Raw genomic sequence first — 19,914 nt, 5'->3', positions numbered from 1 at the left:
TCCGGTGGCTAGAACCCATACTGCGGCATTACTCTCGGACGAGGTTCTTCATGATTGTAGTCACCACCCCTACCGGCCAGATCGGCTTCGATCTTACGCGGCTCTTGCTCGATGCGGGCCAGCCGGTTCGCATTATCGCCCGCGATCCCGACAAGCTTCCGAAATCCGTACTCGATCGTGTGGAAGTCATTCAAGGCTCGCACGGTGACGGCGTCGTTGTTGAGCATGCCCTGCATGATGCCGATGCGTTGTTCTGGGTAGCACCTCCCGACACTAAAAAGACACCAGTGCAGGCCTACGTAGAATTCGCGCGTCCAGCGGCCACCGTGATTCGGCGGCTCGGCAAAAAGCGGGTCGTCAGCGTGACCGGCATCGGGCGCGGGACCCGATGGGAAAAGTGCGCCGGTCTCGTGACCGCGTCGCTAGAGATGGATGACCTGCTGGCATCGAGTGCCGCCGCATTCCGCTCGCTCGCAATGCCGTCGTTCATGGAGAATTTCCTGCGCCAGACCAGTTCAATGAAAGAGTCGGGCGTGATGTTCGGGACGATGGATCCAGACCTTAGAGTGCCTTGGACTGTTGATGCGCACTCAATCCTGACCCACGGGGGATGCGGACTATCCCCCGCCTCGCTGGAGCACCGGCCCGCATAGTCCTAAAGCTGTATTGATGATGGCCAGATGGGTCAGGACTTGAGGAAAATTCCCGGCGAGCTCTTTACGTTGCGTGTTGTACTCTTCCGCGAATAGCCCGACGTCGTTTGCCACGCTCAACACGTGTTCAAACTGCTCCCGCGCGAGTGCCTGACGTCCTTGCATCATCAAACAATCCGCCATCCAGCATGAGCAGGCGAGAAAGGCGCCCTCGTCGGGACCGGTTTCGGGCTTTTTGCGACGACGGATCAACTCATGATCGGAAAGTTCGCGACGGATCGTCTCGATGGTCGAGGCCATACGCGGATCATCGGCTGGCAGAAATCCGACCAAGGGCATCAATAGGACGCTTGCATCAAGCGTATCGCTTTCATAGCTCTGCGTAAAACTGCCAACGCGTTCGTTCCACGCTTCGCGACAGACTTCGGCGTGAATGATGTCGCGTAGCGTAGTCAGGCGCTCGATCGTTGGTTTTCGATTTTCGTCGTCGTCGATACCCCGGCGTACGAAGCGATCAAGGGCCACCCAAACCATCACCCTGGAATAGGTGTAGTGGCATGGTTCGGTGCGTGACTCCCAGATGCCCGAGCTCGGCGTGTTCCAAACGCGCTCCAGATGCTCAACGATGTGCCGTTCAATGTGCTCGCCGTCGGGCGTGGAGGGCAGCCCTGCGCGTCGCAAGACGTGAAGGCAATCAACGACCTCACCCAACACATCGATCTGTTTCTGATCGGCTGCTGCATTGCCCACTCGCACAGGCTTTGCGTAGCGATGACCCGGGAGCCAATCGGGCGTCCACTCGGGCAAATGGCGGCTCCCATCCGGTCGGTACATGACTCGAATGTGCTCGGGTGCCGCGCCCAGGGTGCGCAGCAACCAGTCGCGCCACGCGGTCGCCTCGTCGTGGAATCCCGCATTGAGCAGCGCGACGACCGCGAAGCTCGCATCACGTAACCAGCAATAGCGATAGTCCCAGTTCAGTTTGCCGGCAGGTACTTCGGGCAGGGACGTGGTCGGTGCCGCCACGATGGCGCCCGACGGATGATAGGTCAGCGCCCGGATCGTCAGCAGCGAACGCCGCACGACGGTAGGCCACGCGGTCCTGTCGTTGTCGAATCTTGCGATCCATTGCTGCCAATAGCGCTCGGTCGATGTCAGGGCGCTTTGCGGATCGAGCACGTCAGGTGCCCGCGATTGCGCATCGGCGTAGCGCATGACGAAGCTCACGCTCATGCCTTCAACGACTTCGAATGTTGCGTCGACAAGGTCGTCATGGAGTTCGAGACGCGTGTCGGCACGCAGCACGATTAGATGGGGTCCGAGGCACGCCTGGACGGTGTCGCCAACCTTGGTCGAAAGCGGCGCCAGCGCCCCGTAGTCGAAACGCAATCTCAGACTCGAGCGCATTTGCACCACGCCACGCAGGCCTTTTACGATGCGCACCAGTGAGCTCGGCCCCACTCCGATGGGCATAAAGTCAATCAAGCGTACGCAGCCATCCGCGCCGCTGAGGTCGGTTTCGACGATCAGCGTATCCTCGCGGTAGCGGCGCCGGCGCTCGACCACGTCCGAGCAGGGCGCGAGCGTCCAGCAGCCGTTTTCCGGCCCACCAAGCAATGACGCAAAGCAGGCATCGCCGTCGAAACGCGGCAAGCATAACCAGTCCACCGAACCGTCGCGACTCACCAGTGCGGCGGTCCTGCCATCGCCGAGCAAGGCGTAGTCTTCGATCGGCGGGTTCATCGCTGTCAACCTCGTCGCCGGGGGATGAGAGCGCGTCCTATCACTGCGCTTGCCGTGACGGCGGCAAGCGCCCAACACACCGCGCGGTGGCGATCCGTGAAGAGCGCTTGGTTCGTCGACCGTGACGTGGCATTAAAACGACCATGCGACCCATAGTCGCCTGGCACGGAGTCGAACAGATTGCCGGGTGCATCAGCCGGAAGTGTTTCATCGGTAAGCTGCCCGTCATACCCCGCGCGGGCGAGGTATCGATCGATCAGCGAAGGCGCGATGTGATCCGCGAGGATGGCTTTGACGGTAGACCATCCGACATACACCTGACGGCGGCGATGTGTCGCTGCAAAGACGATGGCACGTGCTGCGACCTCAGGCTGGAAAATAGGGGCCACGGGTCTTGCACGGAGCCCCATTTTGTTGACGGCCCAGTCGAATTGCGGGGTATTGACCGCCGGGAGATGGACCATCGTCAGATGGACGCGCACCCCGTCGTGGATCAATTCCGATCGCAGGGAGTCGGTAAATCCGCGCACTGCAGCCTTTGCGCCGCAGTATGCGGACTGAAGCGGCACTGACCGATAGCACAAAGCAGAGCCCACGTTCACGATGACGCCCCTGTTGCGAGGGCGCATGTGCTTGAGCGCGGCCATCGTTCCATGGACTTGCCCGAGATACGTGACCCGGGTCGCGCGTTCGATTTCCTCCGCCTCGAGCAAGCTGACCGGAGCGAACACGGTTGCCATCGCAGCATTGACCCAGATATCCGGCGAGCCCAACGCAGCTTCCACCTGCGATGCCGCCGCCTCGACGGCCCGCGAGTGCGCGACATCGGTGGGAATGGCCAACGCGCGTACGCCATGCCGCTTTCGTATTGCTTCGGCGGCGGCCTGCAGGCGCTCTGCGTTGCGTGACAGCAGGGCTACGTCATAGCCGAGGCGGGCAAATGCTTCTGCCGTGGCACGACCCACGCCCGCACCGGCGCCCGTGATGACGACGACTTTTGCCATAGTTGCTCCGCCTCGGTTTTGCTCGATCGAACCTAAATCCAATGAGCCAGTTCTTCGACTTCGATGACGTATCCATAGCGACCCTTGAGCCCGGCGCCGCTTGCGAAGATCGACGCGCCTTGCGAAAGGTAGTCCGCAAGGGATGACGCTGCATGGGGTGCCACCCGAAGCACGACGCCGTTGTCGAGCAGTGCGCCGTGCACTTCGCCTTTCGCACCATAGATCGGTGAACGAACCGTGCCTTGCGTCTCGGTGGGGCCGATCGGCCTGGCGAGGACCTTGTGCCCTGGCGTGCCGTTGTGAGGCCCTTCGTCAACGATGGACTTGCCATCCTTGCCCGAGATCGAGACCGCAGTGATCGAACCCGCCTGGCGTGTCTTCAGGCCGCGAATGGAGACTTTATCCCCGACGTGAACATGTTTTGCTACCCAGTCGGACAAATGCGGAGGAAAGTGAACGACCTGGTCGTTGCGAAGTATCAGGCCGTCGAGCTCTCCCGCGCCGTTGGCAAAGATCTGTGCGACGACCCCCCGGGTCGCGGGCAGGCTTTGCGGGTCGATCCAGTGCATGGTTTCCTCCTTTCATGGTTGAGCAAAAACGCGACGCGGCTTCGCTCAATTTTTCGGGACTTTGTCGATTCCGGCTGCCGGGTTGCTGACGCCGACCAGCTCGGGTGATTTGACGGCACGGAGCTTTTCCATCTGGGCCGACGTGTCGATGCGCTGCGCGCGGTCGAAAGGTTCAAGGCCGACCCGTCCGCCGGTCTCGACGGCCGTGGCGATGGCCTCGAGAACGCGTACGTCGGCGTAGCCTTCCTCGATCCCCGGTTCGGGCTCGCGATCGTTCAGGATGCAATCGGAGAAGTACTTGAGCTCGCCACCGAAGTGGTCGGTGTTCTTGAAGGCGTGCGTTTTTTCATCCTGACCGCTCGTCACCGTCTGCTCGAGCGACTTGCCGTAGGTGTAGCAGGGCTGCATCCCGATGCTGCCCTGCGTACCGACCGCGAAGTAAGACTCTAGGGCGTTGAGCGCGTACGACACTACGAACTGCGCCAAACGACCCTCTGGAAAGCGCAACGTAACGGCCACGGTGTGATCAAAGTCGCCAAGACCTGCGGCGGGGTCTCGCGTACCCACTGCCGAAATGACTTCGACGGGTTCCGCTCCGAACACGTATCGGGCCGCATTCAGGGGATAGGGTCCCATGTCGAATAACGGGCCAGCAGCTACGCCGTTTTGTGCACGGTGATTTTCGGGGTCGACTCGTTGAACGAATGTCGACGTGAAGAGCTTCACCTCGCCGATTTCACCTGTACGAATGCGCTCGATCGTGGAAAGTGTGCCGGGCTCGAAGTGCAGACGATAGGCGACCATGATTTTTGCGTTCGACGCTCGTGCTGCCTGCTTGATGGCTTCGCACTGAGACGTCGAGATTTCGAGCGGCTTTTCTGTCAGAACGTGCACCCCCGCTTTTAAAGCGGGAATAGCAAATTCTGCGTGACGCCAGTTGGGAGTCGCCAGGTAGATCGCATCGACTTTGTTCGACGCAAGCAATTGACCGAACTGTTCGTAGGTGTAGATGTCGCTGACGTCATAGATCTTGCCGAGCGCACGCGCCTTTTCCAGGTCTCCCGTAACAAGGGCGGCAATTTCGGAGTTCCCGGTATGCTTGACGCCAGGCATCATGGCTTCTTGAGCAATGTCGCCGAGTCCGACGATCGCGTAGCGGATTTTTCGATCGGAACTGAGTCCGAGTGTTGAAAGGATGCTCATGGTGGCGCCTCCGGCAAGGAAATGAGGAAGTCGAATGGCGGGCATCGCCAGCGGTAGTTGTCTTCCTTGCTTTCGCAACGATCATTCCAGTCATAAAAAGCGGGGCGACGGATCGGTATCGAAAACGCGTGCGCCGTGCTTTCCCTAGAGCTCTCCGCGCTTCGCCAGCGCCTCGATCCGGTCGGCCGTGCGACACGCGATGGCCTGGATCGTCAGTGATGGATTGACGCCGCCAACAGTCGGAAACACCGAGCCGTCACAGATCCAGAGGTTGGGCACATCCCAGCTTCGACAGTCGGCATTGACGACGCTGGTCGATGCGTGGGCGCCCATGCGTGCGGTGCCATTCAAGTGGCAGGTGTCATCGGTCTGACGCCAGATGTTCTTGCCGCCGGCGGCACCCAAAGCGCGCTCCATAAAGTCGAGCGAATGCGCAATCAGGCGCTTGTCGTTGTCGCACCAGGAGTACGTCACACGTGCGATCGGCAGACCGTATCGATCTTTTTCGTCAGCCAGTGTGACTCGGTTGCGCTCCTGGGGCATCATTTCGCCCACGATCTTGAGCCCCGCCTGATGGTTGTAGTCGAGCATCGCGTCGCCCAGCGCGTCGCCCCATAAGCCACGGCCGGTTTGTGCGGAGGCCCAGACGACGGGCAAGGGTCCCTGGCTCATATAGGAATAGCCGCCGAAGAAATCCTTGCCCGCATCCTTGTAGTTCCAATGCTCTGTAATCGCAAGCGAAGGAGGGCCCTTGTACCAGCGCACCTCTTCTTCAAAAGAGCCAAACACGGCCTGATTGGCCTGCACCATCAAATTCTTGCCGACGAGTCCGGAGCGGTTGGCGAGTCCATCCGGAAACCGGTTTGTCGCGGAGTTGAGCAACAGGCGCGGTGTTTCGATCGCATAGCCCGCGACGACCACGTTTTTTGCACGTTGAAATTGCCAGCGACCTTCACGGAAATACTCCACACCGATGGCACGATCGTCATCGTTCGTGACGACTCGCCCGACCATGGCCAGGTCGCGAATCTCGGCGCCTGCTGCGATGGCTTTGGGAATCCACGTGACCAGCACGCTCTGCTTTGCGTTCGTGGCGCATCCTGTCACACAAAACCCGCGATACACGCACGGATGCGCCGACCCCCGCGGAGCCGACAAGGTGGCGAGCGGTGTGGCCGCCCAGTCGATGCCCAGCGCTTCGGCACCGCGGGCCAGCACGCGCGCCGCTTCATTAAGTTCATGCGCGCGATAGGGGTAGCGCGGCCGCTTTGGACCCCATGGATAGCTGACCGGCCCGGAAATGCCCAGCGCTTGCTCGACCTGGCCGTAGTAATCCCACATCTCTTGCCAGTCGAGCGGCCAATCGGCGCCGTAGCCGAGAAGGCTGCGAGACTTGAACCATTCAGGACGAAACCGCAAAGACACCATCGCAAAGTGCACGGTGCTGCCGCCCACTGCCTGACCACTGTTGTTACTGCCGAGTTGTAGCGGATTCTCACCGTCGCAGATGCGTTCGTCGGTCCAGTACAGTTTGGCCTGATGTGATTCGTCCGATGCAAACTCTTCGAGCGGGCGCCACCATGCGCCGGCGTCGAAGCCGACCACGCTGAATCCCTTTTCGGCGAGCCGGCAGGCAAGCGTTCCGCCGCCCGCACCCGTTCCTACGATTGCGAAATCGACCTCATCATCGTTGGAGTACTGGCGCATCGGTACCCAGCCGCTCGGCACCATGACGTCGGGGGCGCGACCCTGCGCGCCGCGCGGGGTGTGCAGTGCTTCTTCGAGAGCGCTTTTTGAATCAACGGACACGCCGGTTCTCCTTGGTCACCCGGGCGCGCCGATCCGCATCGTCGCGCTCGGTCGACTCCGTGGGCTCCCACGGGTCACGCCGGCTTTCGATCAGACGAACATAGCCGCGTGGATTGGCCGGGCCACCAAAACCCATTTCGCTCCACGACTGGGGGTGAGCGTAGTAGCTGGACGTGATGTCATGCAGCACGCGTTTGCTAAAGAACACGGCGCTTGGCATGCGTTTCCATTCCCGGGCAACGAGCTCGCCACGTGCCATGCGCTCCACCATGTCGTGCTGCGCGTTGGCCGGCAGCCGCGCGAACGGCGCGCCCCCGCGTGCCACGCTCTCGGCGTCGAGTGCCGCGAGACCTCGATGCCACGCCTCGTCACGAGGCGGCAGTCGCGCGTCGCGATAGCCATCACCGGGTCCGTGGGCGAGCTTGTCGTCGAGCATCGCCGCGAGCGGCACCACAGGGGGACGCGCCGCACGAGGCATGACGCAGTCGCACAGTGCCATTACCGCCGCCCATTCCTCGCTGGAGAAGAATGCGGGCTCAGGCGCGGTATTCAATCTTGCGTCGATCACCACGCGAGTCGCATCGTCCCACGACGGCGAATCGCGCTTGTCGAGCACGTCATAGCCTGGATAGTGGGTGTCTCGCGTCATGGCTTCGTTCCTTCGGGATTTCCGATTCCAGCAGGTCGAGCGCGGCAAGTCCAGCGATCGCCAATGCTGAAAAACTCGGTGGCGCCGGCAGCGGGGGGCCGGCGAACAGGTTTTGGGTCCAGTTGCGCCATCCGCCCTGACGTCGTGCAATGCCGCGTGCGTGGAAACAGACGCCGATCCAGCCGAGTGCGGCGGTCATGCGCATGCCGAGTCGCGCAAGCCAATGTGGCCGGGAAGCGCTCAAGGCGGCGCCCGCAAGCAAGCTCGCTGCGAGCGGAGGCAGTGTGACGGGCGCATACATGGCCTTGTGTTGATAGGCGCCGCGAAAATGCAGCAAGGCGGCCTCGCCGAACGTACCGATCAGACCCGCACTGGCGAGTAGCGCCAAGGCCTTTCCGGCGGGCATGCCGAACAGGCGAGGGTCGTGCGCCGGTTCGTTGCGCAGGAGCTCGCTGGTGGCACCCAGTGAGCCGGCCAGCAGCAGGGCGATGGGGGCGCCGATCGGCGCGGCACGCATGAGGTTCTGGGCACTGAATCCGCCTGGTCGCTTGCCGATGTTGTAGGCATGAAACGCGGTGCCCGCCAGTCCGGTCAGCGCTGCACCCAGATATATTGCATGGCGAACGTCATGTGAGACTTCGCGACGGTCCGCGCGACCGTGCAAGCCTGCGGCGAGCGTCAGTCCTGCCACCAGAGGCGGTGCGAACATGGCGCGATTATCGAAGTTGGCGCGATAGTGCTCCATCGCGCTGTCGGCCAGCACGGATAGTGCAAGCCATGCGGAAGCGTGATTGAAACCGTGCGCGGCTTCGATATGGGCTGCGACCGCAGGCCTGAGCGAGCTCCCGTGCGAAATCTCATACGAGGTCCCGCTCGTGGCCTTCCGTTCTGCGCCGGACGACATCTGCTGGCCGGTTCGGGGCGCCAATGCGCCCAGCGCTGCGGCACCGGCGGCCACACCCAGCAGGCCCAACCATCGAGTCGAACTCATCGGAAACATCCTTATGGGTCAGCCGTGCGTGGCGAGGTTGGGGATCGTCAGGGTTTTCATGCGACCTTGTAACGCCCGGCGTCCTGCACCTTGAATTCGAGACCGTTCCCCGCTCTCGAAAGATCGGGGGCGATTTCGCCTTTGACGACGCGAGGTGCGCCGTCGAACAGCATCGATTCAATGCGTACGTGATCGTGAAACCATTCCTGATGGCGCAGACGCAGCGCCGCGCAGGCGACATGCAAATGCAAAGCCGGTGCGCAATGCGCCGAGAGGGGAATATGAAATGCGTCGGCAAGGGCAGCGACCTGCATAAAGCCGGTGACACCCCCGCATCGTGTGAGATCGGCTTGCAATACATCGACGGCCTGCCGCTTGAGCAGACGCCGAAAATCATCGACGATATAGCCATATTCGCCGGCCGCGATCGCCATGCCGGCGGGTGCACGTGCCCGAATTGAAGCGAGGCCTTCGACGTCGTCGGACGACACGGGCTCTTCGAACCACATCACATTGGATTCGGCAAAGCGCTGTGCGTAGTGCAACGCCGTATCGCGATCGAACGCACCGTTCGCATCGACGAACAATCCCGCGTCGTTGCCGATCGCTTCGCGTGAAACGCGTACGCGCTCAGGGTCGCGCCGGGGATCACTGCCCACTTTGAGCTTGACCCAACGACATCCGTCCTCGTGGACCCACTTGCCGAGTTGTTCGCGCAAGCGCGCATCGTCGTAGGTTGTGAATCCTCCACTGCCATAGACCGCGACTCGTTCTCGACGTTGTCCCAGGAGCGCGGCCAATGGCACGTTGAGCCGTCGCGCCTGCCAGTCCCACAGCGCACAATCGATGGCCGATATCGCGGTGGCCGCGAGGCCCGATCGACCGAGGTTTCGGACCTGATGCTGCATTCGCGCGTGTACCGTACCGATGTCGTCGAGTTCGGTGTCGGCGAGCACCGGCGCAAGCGTGCCGTCGATCAAGGGAACCAGGCTCGGGTCACTGTACGTATAGCCGAGCCCGGTAATTCCCTTCGAGGTGAGCTCGACAATGACCAGCGTCGTCGCGTGCCACGCAAACGTGCCATCGGCTTCCGGTGTATCCGTCGGAATCCGATATGCGCTGGCACGGAGCGAACCGAGCTTCGCGCCACTTCGGTCCAGTGCATCGGGATCGGTGCCCGACTTCGCGTGGCGCGGTGCTGCGCCCTCGGCCGCCTCAGTCATCACGGCCTCACTTGCCCTTGTGGCCCGGCAGCACCGCATCGAGGACCTGCTTGGCGGTGTCGACGATCACATTGCCTTCGTCCGGATCACCCTTGGCCATGGAGACAGCAAAGGTCTTGGCTTGTGCCAGCGTGATATGCGGCGGCAAGGGTGCGATATTCGGATCGGCCTTGACTTCGATCACGACGGGGCGGTTCGCGGCGAGTGCACGCTCCCAGGCGTCGCCCATGCGTTCGGCATCGTCGACATAGATGCCTTCCAGCCCGATCATGTCGGCAAAGCGGTGATAGGGCACCGAGGGAATGTCTTGCGACGCTTCGAATTTCGGGTCGCCTTCCATGGCGCGCTGTTCCCACGTCACCTGGTTCAGGTCACTGTTGTTAAGCACCATGCAGATCCAGCGCGGATCGGACCAGGATTTCCAATATTTCGCGACCGTAATGAGTTCGGCCATATTGTTCATCTGCATCGCACCGTCGCCAACGAGCGCGATGACGGGTCGGTCGGGATGGGCGAACTTGGCCGCGATCGCATACGGAACGGCAGCACCCATCGATGCGAGTCCGCCCGACAGCGAGCACATCATGCCGCGCTTGACCTTGAGGTCACGGGCGTACCAGTTCGCGCAGGATCCGGAATCGCTCGTCACGATCGCATTTGGGGGAATCCGCGACGAAAGCTCCCATACGGTACGTTGCGGGTTCACTGCATCCTTGCCCTCGACATGGGCGCGTTTGTCGAGCGTTTCCCACCACTCTTTGGTCCAGCGTTCAATGCGATGGGGCCATGCGTGTTCTGTTTTCTGCTCGATGAGTGGCAGCAGCGCCTGAAGCGTTTGGACGCTGTCGCCAACCAGATTGACTTCCATCGGATAGCGCAGGCTCAGCATATCGGCCTGCAGATCGATCTGGACGCCGCGTGCCGCGCCTTCTTTGGGAAGAAATTCCGAATACGGGAACCCCGAGCCGATCATGAGCAAGGTGTCGCACGAATTCATCATTTCATAGCTTGGCTTGGTGCCGAGCAGGCCGATCGAGCCGGTGACATACGGCAGATCGTCGGGCAAAGCGGCCTTGCCCAGCAGCGCCTTTGCCACGCCTGCGCCGAGCTTTTCCGCGATTGCAATGACTTCGTCGGTCGCATGCAATGCCCCGGCGCCCACCAGAATCGCGACCCTCTTGCCGGCATTGAGTACCTCGGCGGCACGGCGCAGGTCTTCATCGGCGGGCACGATGTGCGGCGCGCGATAGCCTACGCCCGAGTGAACAGTGCCGTGCTTGCGCCCTGGTCCCTCGTACGGTAAATCCTGAAGGTCATTGGGCAAGATGAGCGCGGTGACTTTTCGTTCGGCGAGCGCTGTACGGATCGCGCGGTCGACCAAATGCCGGACCTGGGCAGGTACGCTGGCTTGTGCTACGAACGCGCCCGCGACATCCTTGAACATCGATACCAGCTCGAGTTCCTGCTGATAGTGACCACCCAGCGAAGCACGCGCCTGCTGACCGGTGATGGCTAGCACGGGCATATGGTCCATTCGAGCGTCGTATAAGCCGGTGATCAGATGCGATGCACCTGGTCCCGAGGTGGCGATGCACACGCCGAGCTCTCCCGTGAACTTCGCATGCGCCGAGGCCATAAAGGCGGCCATTTCTTCGTGACGCACCTGGACGAACTCGATCTTGCCGTTGGCGCGATTCATGGCGCCGAACACGCCGTTGATCCCGTCGCCGGGGTAACCAAAAATGCGGCGCACACCCCATGCGTGCAGGCGCTCGATCAGAAAATCTCCAACGGTCTGGCTCATAGGTGCTCCGCAGGCGCAACGGGTTGCAAGAGAAGGGACGACACTTCTTGCGCCACGCAATGATCGTTCCTGTCAAATAGCCGACCGTCGGATCGCTGCGGCATGGCATGGGACGTGCGCTTTTATTTGGAGAACCAACTCAAGGAGTCCGTCATGACCAGCCAGACCACCATACCCGTTCCCGTTCCCGATTCGAAAGAGGGCACCAGAGACCCGATGCGAGTGCCCGATGAGAGCGCTGCGTCGACCGGCAAGCGTGAGCCCCATCCTTTAAAAAAGGACGATCTGCCTGAGTTACCCGATCCGAGCGAGGTTGGAGAAGACGGCTAGCTCGCTGCATTCGACACTTCGGCGGCGCTTCCGTATTCGGCGTCGTCAAGTGTCTCGAGAAATGCGATGATCTCGTCGTCGGCGCCGTTGCGCTTGGCGGTCTCGATCAATTGATCGCGCGTGGCCGGAAAGTGCGCACCGTTGAGCACCTTTTGCAGATTGATCAATTGGTGTCCGGGGTTGTCTCGGGGGGAGGTGTCTGAAGTCATCGTGACATTTCCATTTCGAGTGGCTGAAGGGGGAAGCGATCGACGATCGCGATCAAGCGGACCATCCCTTTCATTGAGCACCCGTCGTGCCCGTGACTGCGCCCATGCTCCGGATCGCACGGTTTGATGGCGCTCCATCAGTGGTGAAGCGCCGACCGGACGCGACTGACATCGCGAGCGGTGACGGGCGCCGACGAGTTTCCCCATGTGGTCCGAACGAACGTCAGCACTCGTGCCATTTCCTTATCGGTCAATTGGTCGCTGAACGAGGGCATTTTTCTCGGGAGGGGTTCACTTTCGGTCGCGGGGCTTCGACCACCCTCGATCAGCAGGCGTATCAGGGACTGGGTATCGGATCCCAGTACCGCGGGATTGCCTGCGAGCGCAGGGTATTTGCCCTCGACGCCTTGCCCGTTTGCCTGATGACACCGCGCGCAAGCACTGAGATAAAGGCCCGACCCAGGGCGATCGACGTGGCCCGTTCGAAGCGCGTCCTCGCTTTGCGCAGCGCCGAGCGAGTTCGGCGCGTAGGTGCTTGCCGAGTCACTTGGCGGCAGCGATTTCAAATACGTGGCGATGTCGTCGAGGTCCTGTTCGTCGACATATTGCGTGCTGTCCTCGACGACCTGAACCATGCTGCCGAACGTGACGAGCCCGCCGCCATGCCCTTGCTTGAGAAACGCGGCAACATCGGCTATGGGGATGCGTCCCAGGCCGGAAGGTGAAGTCGACCTCAGATCGGGTGCAAACCAGTGATCGTTGGTTCCCCCCGTCAAGTAGAGAGGCGACGATCCCGTATAGCCCAATTCTTCGTAAGCAGGACCTCTTGGCGTATGACACGCCCCGCAATGCCCGAGCGATTGCACGAGGTAGGCGCCTCGATTCCAGTGGACATCGTGTTTCGCATCCGCCTGATAGGGATGGTTCGGCGAAAACATCCACGCCCAGATCCCGAGTGCCCATCGTTGATTGAATGGAAAGGGCAGGCGCGTCTGGTGAGCCGGTGTTGCGACCGGCGTGACGCCGTGCATGAAGTAGGCGTAAAGGTCGCGCATATCGCTTTCGTTGATCTTCGAAAACGAGGGAAACGGCATGGCCGGATAGAGATGGCTCCCATCGCGCGCGACGCCGTCGCGCAAGGCATGGGCAAATTGCTCATAGGTGTAGGCGCCGATGCCGTAGCGCGGGTCGGGCGTGATATTGCTCGAGTAGATCGTGCCGAACGGCGAATTCATCGGGAGACTGCCGGCAAAGGCCGGTGGCTTCGTCAGATTGCCGTTTGCGTCGGTGGTGGGCGTCGCAGTGTGGCAACCTGCGCAATCCGCCATCTTCGCCAGATAGGCTCCACGTTTGATTGACGCTGCAAGATCGCCGGACACCGCGTTCGATGAGGGTGCCGCTCCCGGCTGTGTTGTGGCATGCGCTGCGTTCGCGGCGTGCACGGCCCACGCGGCGGCGATCCCCGTCACGACGATCGTCGCACTGATCGCTGCACTGATCGTTGCGACGGTGGGCCATCCGCGCCGTGCGTGGATCATGGCGACCATCCCTTGCAAGGCGAAACGATGATCAACGCGAGCGCGGAAGCCACGACGCCAAGCGTGAACAAGGCGCTCGAGATCGTGCCCACCCGTGCCAGGAAACAGACCGCGCCAGCATGTCGATCGACCTCGCCACCGGCCCGGATCGTGTTCGCAAGCGTGGCCGTCTGTTTCCAGTTGCGCAGCGCCGTGAGGAAACCTGCTATGGCCAAAAGCAGGGAGATGACAACGAGCGACATGATCCACGTCAGGGATGCGACCGACATCGGGGCCGTAGTGGGCTTGTCCGATGCAAAGCACGCGTGCGCCGCAATGGTCTGTGCCGCATTGGTCTCAAAGATCCATGCAGATGGGGCCAGCAGAAGCCCGACTGCCAGCGCGCGACCGGCCGGCACAGCTCGCGTGGCGCCGTGTGGCGGCAAACCCGAGGCAGTGCGTTCCGCGGAAGGCTCAGAAGGTCGCCGCTGCATCATGGTCTCCGCAGCACATAAGGCGACAGATACAGGGTCGAATAAATAAGCAACCAGACGACATCAACGAAGTGCCAGTACAGTCCGCCGATTCTCAAGGCCGCATTGCGCCCGGCATCGAAATAGCCCAGCGCGGTCCACAACAGCAGAAATGCGAGTACGACGAGCCCGATGAGCACGTGGGCCATATGAAATCCCGTGATCGTGAAGTAAAGCGAGCCGTAAAGATGCGTGCGAATGCCATAGGGATGGTTGGCCCACTCGCGCAATTGAATGGCCACGAAGATCGCCCCGAGCACGATCGCGATGCCTACGGAGAGCATGCTGCGGCGGGCGTTCGAGCGGCGCACGCAGTTTTCGCCGTACCAGACAAACACGCTGCTCAAAAGCAGAATGATCGTATTGATCGAGCCAAGACCAAGTTTGGGCAGGCCTTCTGGAGGCCACGGTGTTGTCGTCTGGACGGCCAGATAGAGGTAGGACACGATCAGATACCCGAACAGCGCGCCTTCTGTTGCGATCAACGTCAGGCACCCCCACCAGCCGCCCGAGCGTTCGCCCGGGCTGCCAACGGGCAACGTTTCGCTTTCGGGCAGATCGCGCATCGAGACACTGCTCATGGCTGCGCCTCGCTGTGTAGGGAGGAAGAAGAGGGTTCGCGCTGGCCAAGTTCGCGTTGTGGCCACAACCAGGCTGCAATGCACGCGCCCGACGCGAAGACCATAAGCGCGGTGAACCACCAGGACTGAAATGCCAGGCCACAGAAAATCAGCGTGGTCGAGAGACCCAGCCAGAAGGGAACCATCGTGTCTTCGGGCATCTTGAGCAGGACGTCGGGCGCGGCATCGGCCACGGTGGTGCCCAAGGCCTCGCGTCCATGATCGAGCAGATAGCCGTACTTGAGCTCGGAGCGAGCCTCACCGTCGAGCCGGTCTTCCCATAAGGGATGGCGGCTTGCGACCAGTGGCGCGACCGCGAAGTTGTAGGGCGGAGGCGGGGAGGCGATCGACCATTCCAGTGTCGGTGCATCCCACGGATTGTCGCCGGCGAGTGCGCCGCGCTTGAGGCTGTAGGCCACATCGATCATGAACAGCAGCACGCCCAGTGCAAAGACGAATGCGCCAATCGAGGTGATCATATTGACGGTGTTCCAGCCCATATCGGGCGCATAGGTGTAAATGCGCCTGGGCATGCCGAGCAGCCCGGCGATATGCATCGGGAAGAATGCGACGTTGAATCCGACGAAGAGAATCCAGAACGCGATACGGCCCAGCGCCTCATGTGTCATACGACCGGTGAATTTGGGAAACCAGAAATAGATTCCGCCGATCACGGGAAAGACATTGATGCCAAGCAGCACATAGTGCAGATGGGCGACGACGAAATAGGTGTCGGTCAATTGCCAGTCGAGCGGCACGGCCGCGGTCAATACGCCCGACAGACCGCCGATCACGAACAGAAAGACAAAGCCTGCGAAATACAGAAACGGTACGCGGAATACAGGCCGACCGGTCCAGATTGTCGCGATCCATGCAAAGGTCGCCACCGCGCTTGGAATCGCGATGATCATGCTGGCCGAGCCAAAGAACGACAACGCAAGCGGCGCAATGCCCGTGGCAAACATATGGTGGATCCAGACGACAAAGCCCACGACCATCGTTGCGACGGTCGAGAGGGCCACCGGGACATAGCCCACCAAAGGACGCCGACAAAAGACGGGTAGCGCGTCGGAGACGATGCCCATGGCGGGCAGCACGACGGCATAGACCCACGGATGCGCGAAGATCCAGAACAGGTGTTGCCAGAGCAAGGAACGCCCGCCGTTGAGCACGTCGAAGAAATGTGTGCCGATGCGGCGATCGAGCCAGAGCATCAGAAACGCAAGACTGACTGACGGCACGGCCAGCAGGTTGCCTCCGGACGCCGTCAAGGTCCCCCAGACGAGAACCGGTACGCGATCGATCGACATACCCGGTGCGCGCATGCGTAGAAACGTGACCACGAAGTTCATCGAACCGACGGTGGTCGAGATGCCGAGCAACACCATGCCAAGCGCATAGACGTCGATATTCGGTCCGGTGTTGTACTGCAGACCCGAAAGCGGCGTGTAATTGAACCAACCTGCATTGGGCGCCTCGCCGAGCGGAAAGCTCGCGTAAAGAAAGAGCCCGGCAAAGAGAAAAATCCAGTACGACAAGGCGTTGAGTCGCGGAAATGCCATGTCGCGCGCGCCGAGCGCCAATGGCCATAGATAGTTCGAAAATCCCGACAGCACCGGCAATGCATACAAGAAAATCATCGTCAAGCCGTGCATGGTGAACAACTGGTTGTACTGCTCCGGCGTCAGCAAATGCTGGTTGGGCCTTGCAAGTTGCAGGCGGATGATCAGGGCTTCGATACCGCCCGCGATCAGAAAGGCGAAAGCGGTCACGAGGTAGCGCAGCCCGATCGACTTGTGATCGACCGTGGCGAACCAGCCTTTGAGTCCCGGCTCGGTTTCCCAAAGGTCGTGCAACCGGCGCTCTGCCTCGCTGCCCGCCTCGACGGTGCCCATTCGAATCGTCCGCGCGAGCGGCGGCGCGTCGTCTACACAAGCCGGAGGGGGAAAGGTGTCGGGATGATCTGACATGGTTCGGTGGCGTGTCTTCGGGTAAGGGCTAACGAGACTGGGCGATTGCGGATTCGTCTATCTGAGCGTCCTGTTACCTGAGCCGTCGCAGATACGCCATCAACGCCTGAGCATCGTCGGTGTCGAGCGCGATCGACGGCATCAATGCGTCGGGCTTGATTTGCTGCGCATGCGTGATCCATTCGAGCTGGTTCGCTTCATTGTTGATGAGCGTGCCTGCGGCGATCGTCTCGCGTGAATTCAGATGCGTCAGGTCCGGGCCTTGTACCCCGGCGGCGTCGGTGCCGCGAATCGTGTGGCATGCGGCACAGCGTTCGCCAAACAGCTTCTGCCCTGCCTGCCAGCTCGAACCATCGGCGTCGGCCGAGGCAGGCGCCGGGTTCGATGCAGCGGCCGGGTTCGTGGCCCGATCCGAAGCGCCGGCCGGCATGCTTTGCGCATGCAGCCAGGCGTCAAATGCCGCACGCGGCTGCGCAATGACTTCGAACGCCATGTGCGCGTGCTGCTCGCCGCAGAACTGCGTGCACTGGCCTCGATAGATGCCCGGATGGTCAGCCTGAATCCATTGTTCATTGGTCACGCCGGGGATTGCCTGCGTTTTTCCGGCGAGCTGCGGAACCCAGAAGGCGTGAATGACGTCGGCGCTATGCAGGATGATCTGGACCGGCTCGCCGACCGGAATGTGCAGTTCGTTGGCGGTGGTCACGGTATGCGGTGCCGTTCCCGTTGCACCTGGCAGTGCGGGGCGCTGAGAAGCATCCGGCTTGTCCGGCTGCGTTGCGATCGCCAGGCCCGACGGGGCCGGATAGTCGATCTTCCACCACCAGTCATAGGCCGTGACGTCGACGACGAGCCGAGGCTTGCTGGCCGGCATCGCCACCGACTCGAGCGTCATGAGCATATAGATCAATGCCCCGAAAAGACCGATCGTCGATAGCCCCGTGCCGATCCAGACCCATCGCATACCACCCGCGTCGACCGCGAGCTGGCGATGCGCTACGCGACTGCGACGTCGAACGAGCGCACCGATCAGCAGTCCGGTCACGATGATCGCGACGACGATCGTCAGGGCCAGCAATGCCCAGGCGAGCCTCAACGTCGGTGAGGCGGCAGGACCCGCTGCATGAAGCACGTATTCGAGGGGAGCGCGATCCGTGACCAAGGCACCGTACGAACGTGGATTGAACAGGGCCGGTCAACGTCAAACGCTTCGTGTCGCGCGGGGCGCCTCCGGAACCACGTCGCGCCGTCGTTGCACGGCATGTCGCTGCCGGCCGGCACATTCGACGACGCGCCGCGAAATCCCCGTAGCAATTTGTGAACCGGGCGGTCGAAGACGCGCGCCAATGGGCCTGCGCCGCCCGGGGTCGCGTCCGGTTCGCCGCAGGGAATAGTGATTGCGAGTCACGGCAAAGCGCACATTGGGCCCGCTGCCGGTGCCCATATGCAACAGCCGCATTTTCCGATCCGTTGACCGCTCAACCAATGCGACGCACTCGACACGGAGAGCCGCTATGTCCGATACCCAGACACCGACCGCCCGAATGCAGGATCTGAGCGAAGGCGAGATCAAGCGCATCGAGCGTGCGAGTGGCGTCATTGTTCTCGCTCGCGATGGTGGACGCGTTTTCGCGCTCAGCGCGACGTGCCCACATGCCGGTGCGCCGCTAGACGAGGGCGCAATCTGTCACGGAAGGCTCGTGTGTCCCTGGCACAAGGCCACGTTCGATCTCGCGACGGGCGCGTTGCTCGAACCGCCCGCACTTGAAGGACTCCAGCACTTTGCCGTGCGCGTTGAGGGCGACGACATTCATGTCGCCGAGGTGGCCGAGAAAGCAGCACGGGTCCCGAGCGATGTCAGCGGCGCCGCCGATCATCGTGTGTTTGCCGTCGTCGGCGCTGGCGCAGCCGGGGCGGCCGCGTGCGCCACGCTCAGGGAGCACGGCTTTAGCGGGAGAATTCTACTGATCGATGTAGAAACGACGCAGCCCTATGACCGTACGGCACTGAGCAAATTCGTCCCGTCCGGGGAGCTTAAGCCTGAGGACGTCTATCCTTTGCTGCCCGACGGATTTCTGGTCACGCATTCGATCGAGGTCATCAACAGCCGTGTCGCATCGTTAAACGCCGCTTCGCGCAAGATTGAAACGACCGACGGCGAAACGCTTCAGTACGACGCGGCCTTGGTTGCGACGGGCGGCGCGCCCGTGCATCCTGACATCGCGGGCCTGACCGACGAGCGTGTCGCGCAGCGTGTGGTGTTTCTTCGGTCGTTGGTGGATGCGCATGAGCTCGATGCGCTTGCGCAGACCTGCAAGCGCGCGCTCGTGATCGGGGGCAGTTTTATCGGACTCGAGACGGCCTCGGCACTCAGAAAGCGGGGAATTGACGTGACGGTCGTCATGCCTCAGGCGCTTCCGTTCGAGCGGCAATTCGGTGGTGACGTGGCCCGGCGACTCAAGCGGCTTCACGAGGCAAGCGGCACGCGTTTCCGCAGCGAATCAGCGGTTACGTCGATCGAATGGCGAGACGGGACCCTCCTCGCGCATTTGAAAGAAGCCGAGGCGATCGAATGTGACTTCGTGCTGGTGGGCACCGGGGTGCGCCCTGCAACCGCTTTTTTAAAGGGCGTGGAGCGCAATCAGGATGGCGGCGTCAACGTCAACGGCTCGATGCGGGTCAAGGGCGGTGACGACACGCTATATGCGGCGGGAGACATCGCCTTCGTTTCGGTGCATGGCGGTGAAGGGATGCGAATCGAGCACTGGCGCGTTGCACAACAGCAGGGTCGAATTGCGGCGCTCAATATGGCCGGTATCCCGACATCGCCGCGAATCGTCCCGTTCTTCTGGACCTTTCATTGTGAAAGGCGCTTCGACTATATCGGCCACGCACAATCCGGAGACTGGACCGAGACACGAACGATCGGCTCGCTCGAAGAACTCGGCTTCATCACCCTGTATCTGCGCGATGACCACGTACTCGCCGCACTTGGATGCAACAAGGAGTCCAAGATGGCTTGGCTCGCGGAGCGCATGCGTGAGCCGCTAGCGGTGAATGAGGCGTTGCGGGAGGTGGGTTAGTCCG

At 61.6% G+C, this 19,914-nt stretch carries 18 protein-coding genes; 3 read left to right on the top strand and 15 right to left on the bottom strand.

The features are described 5' to 3' along the window. Positions 1-50: 50 nt before the first annotated feature. Positions 51-653 carry an NAD(P)H-binding protein gene (locus ACMFWR_RS32340; protein ID WP_413197481.1) on the top strand — a complete coding sequence of 201 codons (603 nt, stop codon included), beginning with the start codon at positions 51-53 and terminating at the stop codon, positions 651-653. Here the strand turns inward: ACMFWR_RS32340 and ACMFWR_RS32335 are convergent. From ACMFWR_RS32335 to ACMFWR_RS32295, 9 genes are all read right to left on the bottom strand, one after another. Then, on the bottom strand, positions 618-2,396 hold the full coding sequence (locus ACMFWR_RS32335) for a glycoside hydrolase family 15 protein (RefSeq protein WP_413197480.1): 1,779 nt from the start codon (positions 2,394-2,396) through the stop codon (positions 618-620). The two genes, ACMFWR_RS32340 and ACMFWR_RS32335, sit on opposite strands and share 36 nt — an antisense overlap. Positions 2,397-2,401: 5 nt before the next feature. Continuing rightward, the gene (locus ACMFWR_RS32330; RefSeq protein ID WP_413197479.1) at positions 2,402-3,400 is read right to left on the bottom strand and encodes an SDR family oxidoreductase; all 999 of its coding nucleotides are present in this window, start codon (positions 3,398-3,400) and stop codon (positions 2,402-2,404) included. A gap of 32 nt (positions 3,401-3,432) precedes the next feature. Then, on the bottom strand, positions 3,433-3,969 hold the full coding sequence (locus ACMFWR_RS32325; RefSeq protein ID WP_413197478.1) for a hypothetical protein: 537 nt from the start codon (positions 3,967-3,969) through the stop codon (positions 3,433-3,435). Between the two features lie 45 nt (positions 3,970-4,014). After that, complete coding sequence (locus tag ACMFWR_RS32320; protein WP_413197774.1) at positions 4,015-5,172, bottom strand: Gfo/Idh/MocA family protein; 1,158 nt, start codon at positions 5,170-5,172, stop codon at positions 4,015-4,017. Between the two features lie 144 nt (positions 5,173-5,316). After that, a complete protein-coding gene (locus tag ACMFWR_RS32315) occupies positions 5,317-6,903 on the bottom strand; it encodes a GMC family oxidoreductase (protein ID WP_413197773.1) in 1,587 nt (528 codons plus the stop codon). 67 nt (positions 6,904-6,970) lie between these two features. Further along, positions 6,971-7,630: a gluconate 2-dehydrogenase subunit 3 family protein gene (locus ACMFWR_RS32310; RefSeq protein ID WP_413197477.1), complete on the bottom strand. Its 660-nt coding sequence runs from the start codon at positions 7,628-7,630 to the stop codon at positions 6,971-6,973. Continuing rightward, a complete protein-coding gene (locus ACMFWR_RS32305; RefSeq protein WP_413197476.1) occupies positions 7,599-8,621 on the bottom strand; it encodes a hypothetical protein in 1,023 nt (340 codons plus the stop codon). Before ACMFWR_RS32305 ends, ACMFWR_RS32310 begins: the two co-directional genes overlap by 32 nt. A gap of 56 nt (positions 8,622-8,677) precedes the next feature. Beyond that, positions 8,678-9,844: an enolase C-terminal domain-like protein gene (locus ACMFWR_RS32300; RefSeq protein WP_413197475.1), complete on the bottom strand. Its 1,167-nt coding sequence runs from the start codon at positions 9,842-9,844 to the stop codon at positions 8,678-8,680. 7 nt (positions 9,845-9,851) lie between these two features. After that, complete coding sequence (locus tag ACMFWR_RS32295; RefSeq protein WP_413197474.1) at positions 9,852-11,648, bottom strand: thiamine pyrophosphate-requiring protein; 1,797 nt, start codon at positions 11,646-11,648, stop codon at positions 9,852-9,854. Between the two features lie 153 nt (positions 11,649-11,801). Here ACMFWR_RS32295 and ACMFWR_RS32290 point away from each other — a divergent pair, with 153 nt between their 5' ends. Further along, a complete protein-coding gene (locus ACMFWR_RS32290; protein WP_413197473.1) occupies positions 11,802-11,978 on the top strand; it encodes a hypothetical protein in 177 nt (58 codons plus the stop codon). On the opposite strand, the gene ACMFWR_RS32285 is transcribed toward ACMFWR_RS32290, so the two are convergent. The 6 genes from ACMFWR_RS32285 to coxB all read right to left on the bottom strand — a co-directional run bounded on the left by ACMFWR_RS32285 (position 11,975) and on the right by coxB (position 17,989). Continuing rightward, positions 11,975-12,187, bottom strand: coding sequence for a DUF2795 domain-containing protein (locus ACMFWR_RS32285; protein WP_413197472.1), 213 nt, complete (start codon positions 12,185-12,187; stop codon positions 11,975-11,977). The genes ACMFWR_RS32290 and ACMFWR_RS32285 overlap by 4 nt on opposite strands. A 137-nt stretch (positions 12,188-12,324) precedes the next feature. Next, entirely contained in the window at positions 12,325-13,725 is a 1,401-nt protein-coding gene (locus ACMFWR_RS32280; RefSeq protein WP_413197471.1) for a c-type cytochrome, read from the bottom strand. Continuing rightward, positions 13,722-14,201 (bottom strand): hypothetical protein, encoded by a 480-nt coding sequence (locus ACMFWR_RS32275; protein ID WP_413197470.1) that lies wholly within the window; start codon positions 14,199-14,201, stop codon positions 13,722-13,724. The genes ACMFWR_RS32280 and ACMFWR_RS32275 overlap by 4 nt, the downstream gene beginning before the upstream one ends. Beyond that, the gene (locus tag ACMFWR_RS32270; RefSeq protein ID WP_413197469.1) at positions 14,198-14,818 is read right to left on the bottom strand and encodes a heme-copper oxidase subunit III; all 621 of its coding nucleotides are present in this window, start codon (positions 14,816-14,818) and stop codon (positions 14,198-14,200) included. The genes ACMFWR_RS32275 and ACMFWR_RS32270 overlap by 4 nt, the downstream gene beginning before the upstream one ends. Further along, complete coding sequence (ctaD, locus tag ACMFWR_RS32265; RefSeq protein ID WP_413197468.1) at positions 14,815-16,827, bottom strand: cytochrome c oxidase subunit I; 2,013 nt, start codon at positions 16,825-16,827, stop codon at positions 14,815-14,817. The genes ACMFWR_RS32270 and ctaD overlap by 4 nt, the downstream gene beginning before the upstream one ends. Before the next feature lie 73 nt (positions 16,828-16,900). Beyond that, positions 16,901-17,989, bottom strand: coding sequence for a cytochrome c oxidase subunit II (gene coxB / locus ACMFWR_RS32260; RefSeq protein WP_413197467.1), 1,089 nt, complete (start codon positions 17,987-17,989; stop codon positions 16,901-16,903). A gap of 352 nt (positions 17,990-18,341) precedes the next feature. On the opposite strand from coxB, the gene ACMFWR_RS32255 reads away from it, so the two are divergent. Then, positions 18,342-19,910, top strand: a complete 1,569-nt coding sequence (locus ACMFWR_RS32255) for an FAD-dependent oxidoreductase (RefSeq protein WP_413197466.1) — start codon at positions 18,342-18,344, stop codon at positions 19,908-19,910. The last annotated feature ends 4 nt before the right edge of the window (positions 19,911-19,914 follow it).

It is taken from the genome of Pararobbsia alpina (assembly GCF_965118125.1).
Classification (GTDB): Bacteria; Pseudomonadota; Gammaproteobacteria; order Burkholderiales; family Burkholderiaceae; genus Pararobbsia; species Pararobbsia alpina_A.
The sequence above is the reverse complement of the archived record's forward strand: the minus strand, read 5'-3'. Positions and strand labels throughout refer to the sequence as shown.

Bases quoted from the DNA above. Each gene is read 5' to 3' on its own strand.
- ACMFWR_RS32295 (WP_413197474.1), bottom strand. From the start codon at position 11,648: ATGAGCCAGACCGTTGGAGATTTTCTGATCGAGCGCCTGCACGCATGG.
- ACMFWR_RS32270 (WP_413197469.1), bottom strand. From the start codon at position 14,818: ATGAGCAGTGTCTCGATGCGCGATCTGCCCGAAAGCGAAACGTTGCCC.
- ACMFWR_RS32285 (WP_413197472.1), bottom strand. From the start codon at position 12,187: ATGACTTCAGACACCTCCCCCCGAGACAACCCCGGACACCAATTGATC.
- ACMFWR_RS32280 (WP_413197471.1), bottom strand. From the start codon at position 13,725: ATGATCCACGCACGGCGCGGATGGCCCACCGTCGCAACGATCAGTGCA.
- ctaD (WP_413197468.1), bottom strand. From the start codon at position 16,827: ATGTCAGATCATCCCGACACCTTTCCCCCTCCGGCTTGTGTAGACGAC.
- ACMFWR_RS32305 (WP_413197476.1), bottom strand. From the start codon at position 8,621: ATGAGTTCGACTCGATGGTTGGGCCTGCTGGGTGTGGCCGCCGGTGCC.
- ACMFWR_RS32315 (WP_413197773.1), bottom strand. From the start codon at position 6,903: ATGGTGCCGAGCGGCTGGGTACCGATGCGCCAGTACTCCAACGATGAT.
- ACMFWR_RS32310 (WP_413197477.1), bottom strand. From the start codon at position 7,630: ATGACGCGAGACACCCACTATCCAGGCTATGACGTGCTCGACAAGCGC.
- ACMFWR_RS32340 (WP_413197481.1), top strand. From the start codon at position 51: ATGATTGTAGTCACCACCCCTACCGGCCAGATCGGCTTCGATCTTACG.
- ACMFWR_RS32335 (WP_413197480.1), bottom strand. From the start codon at position 2,396: ATGAACCCGCCGATCGAAGACTACGCCTTGCTCGGCGATGGCAGGACC.
- ACMFWR_RS32275 (WP_413197470.1), bottom strand. From the start codon at position 14,201: ATGATGCAGCGGCGACCTTCTGAGCCTTCCGCGGAACGCACTGCCTCG.
- ACMFWR_RS32325 (WP_413197478.1), bottom strand. From the start codon at position 3,969: ATGCACTGGATCGACCCGCAAAGCCTGCCCGCGACCCGGGGGGTCGTC.
- ACMFWR_RS32300 (WP_413197475.1), bottom strand. From the start codon at position 9,844: ATGACTGAGGCGGCCGAGGGCGCAGCACCGCGCCACGCGAAGTCGGGC.
- ACMFWR_RS32290 (WP_413197473.1), top strand. From the start codon at position 11,802: ATGACCAGCCAGACCACCATACCCGTTCCCGTTCCCGATTCGAAAGAG.
- ACMFWR_RS32320 (WP_413197774.1), bottom strand. From the start codon at position 5,172: ATGAGCATCCTTTCAACACTCGGACTCAGTTCCGATCGAAAAATCCGC.
- ACMFWR_RS32330 (WP_413197479.1), bottom strand. From the start codon at position 3,400: ATGGCAAAAGTCGTCGTCATCACGGGCGCCGGTGCGGGCGTGGGTCGT.
- ACMFWR_RS32255 (WP_413197466.1), top strand. From the start codon at position 18,342: ATGTCCGATACCCAGACACCGACCGCCCGAATGCAGGATCTGAGCGAA.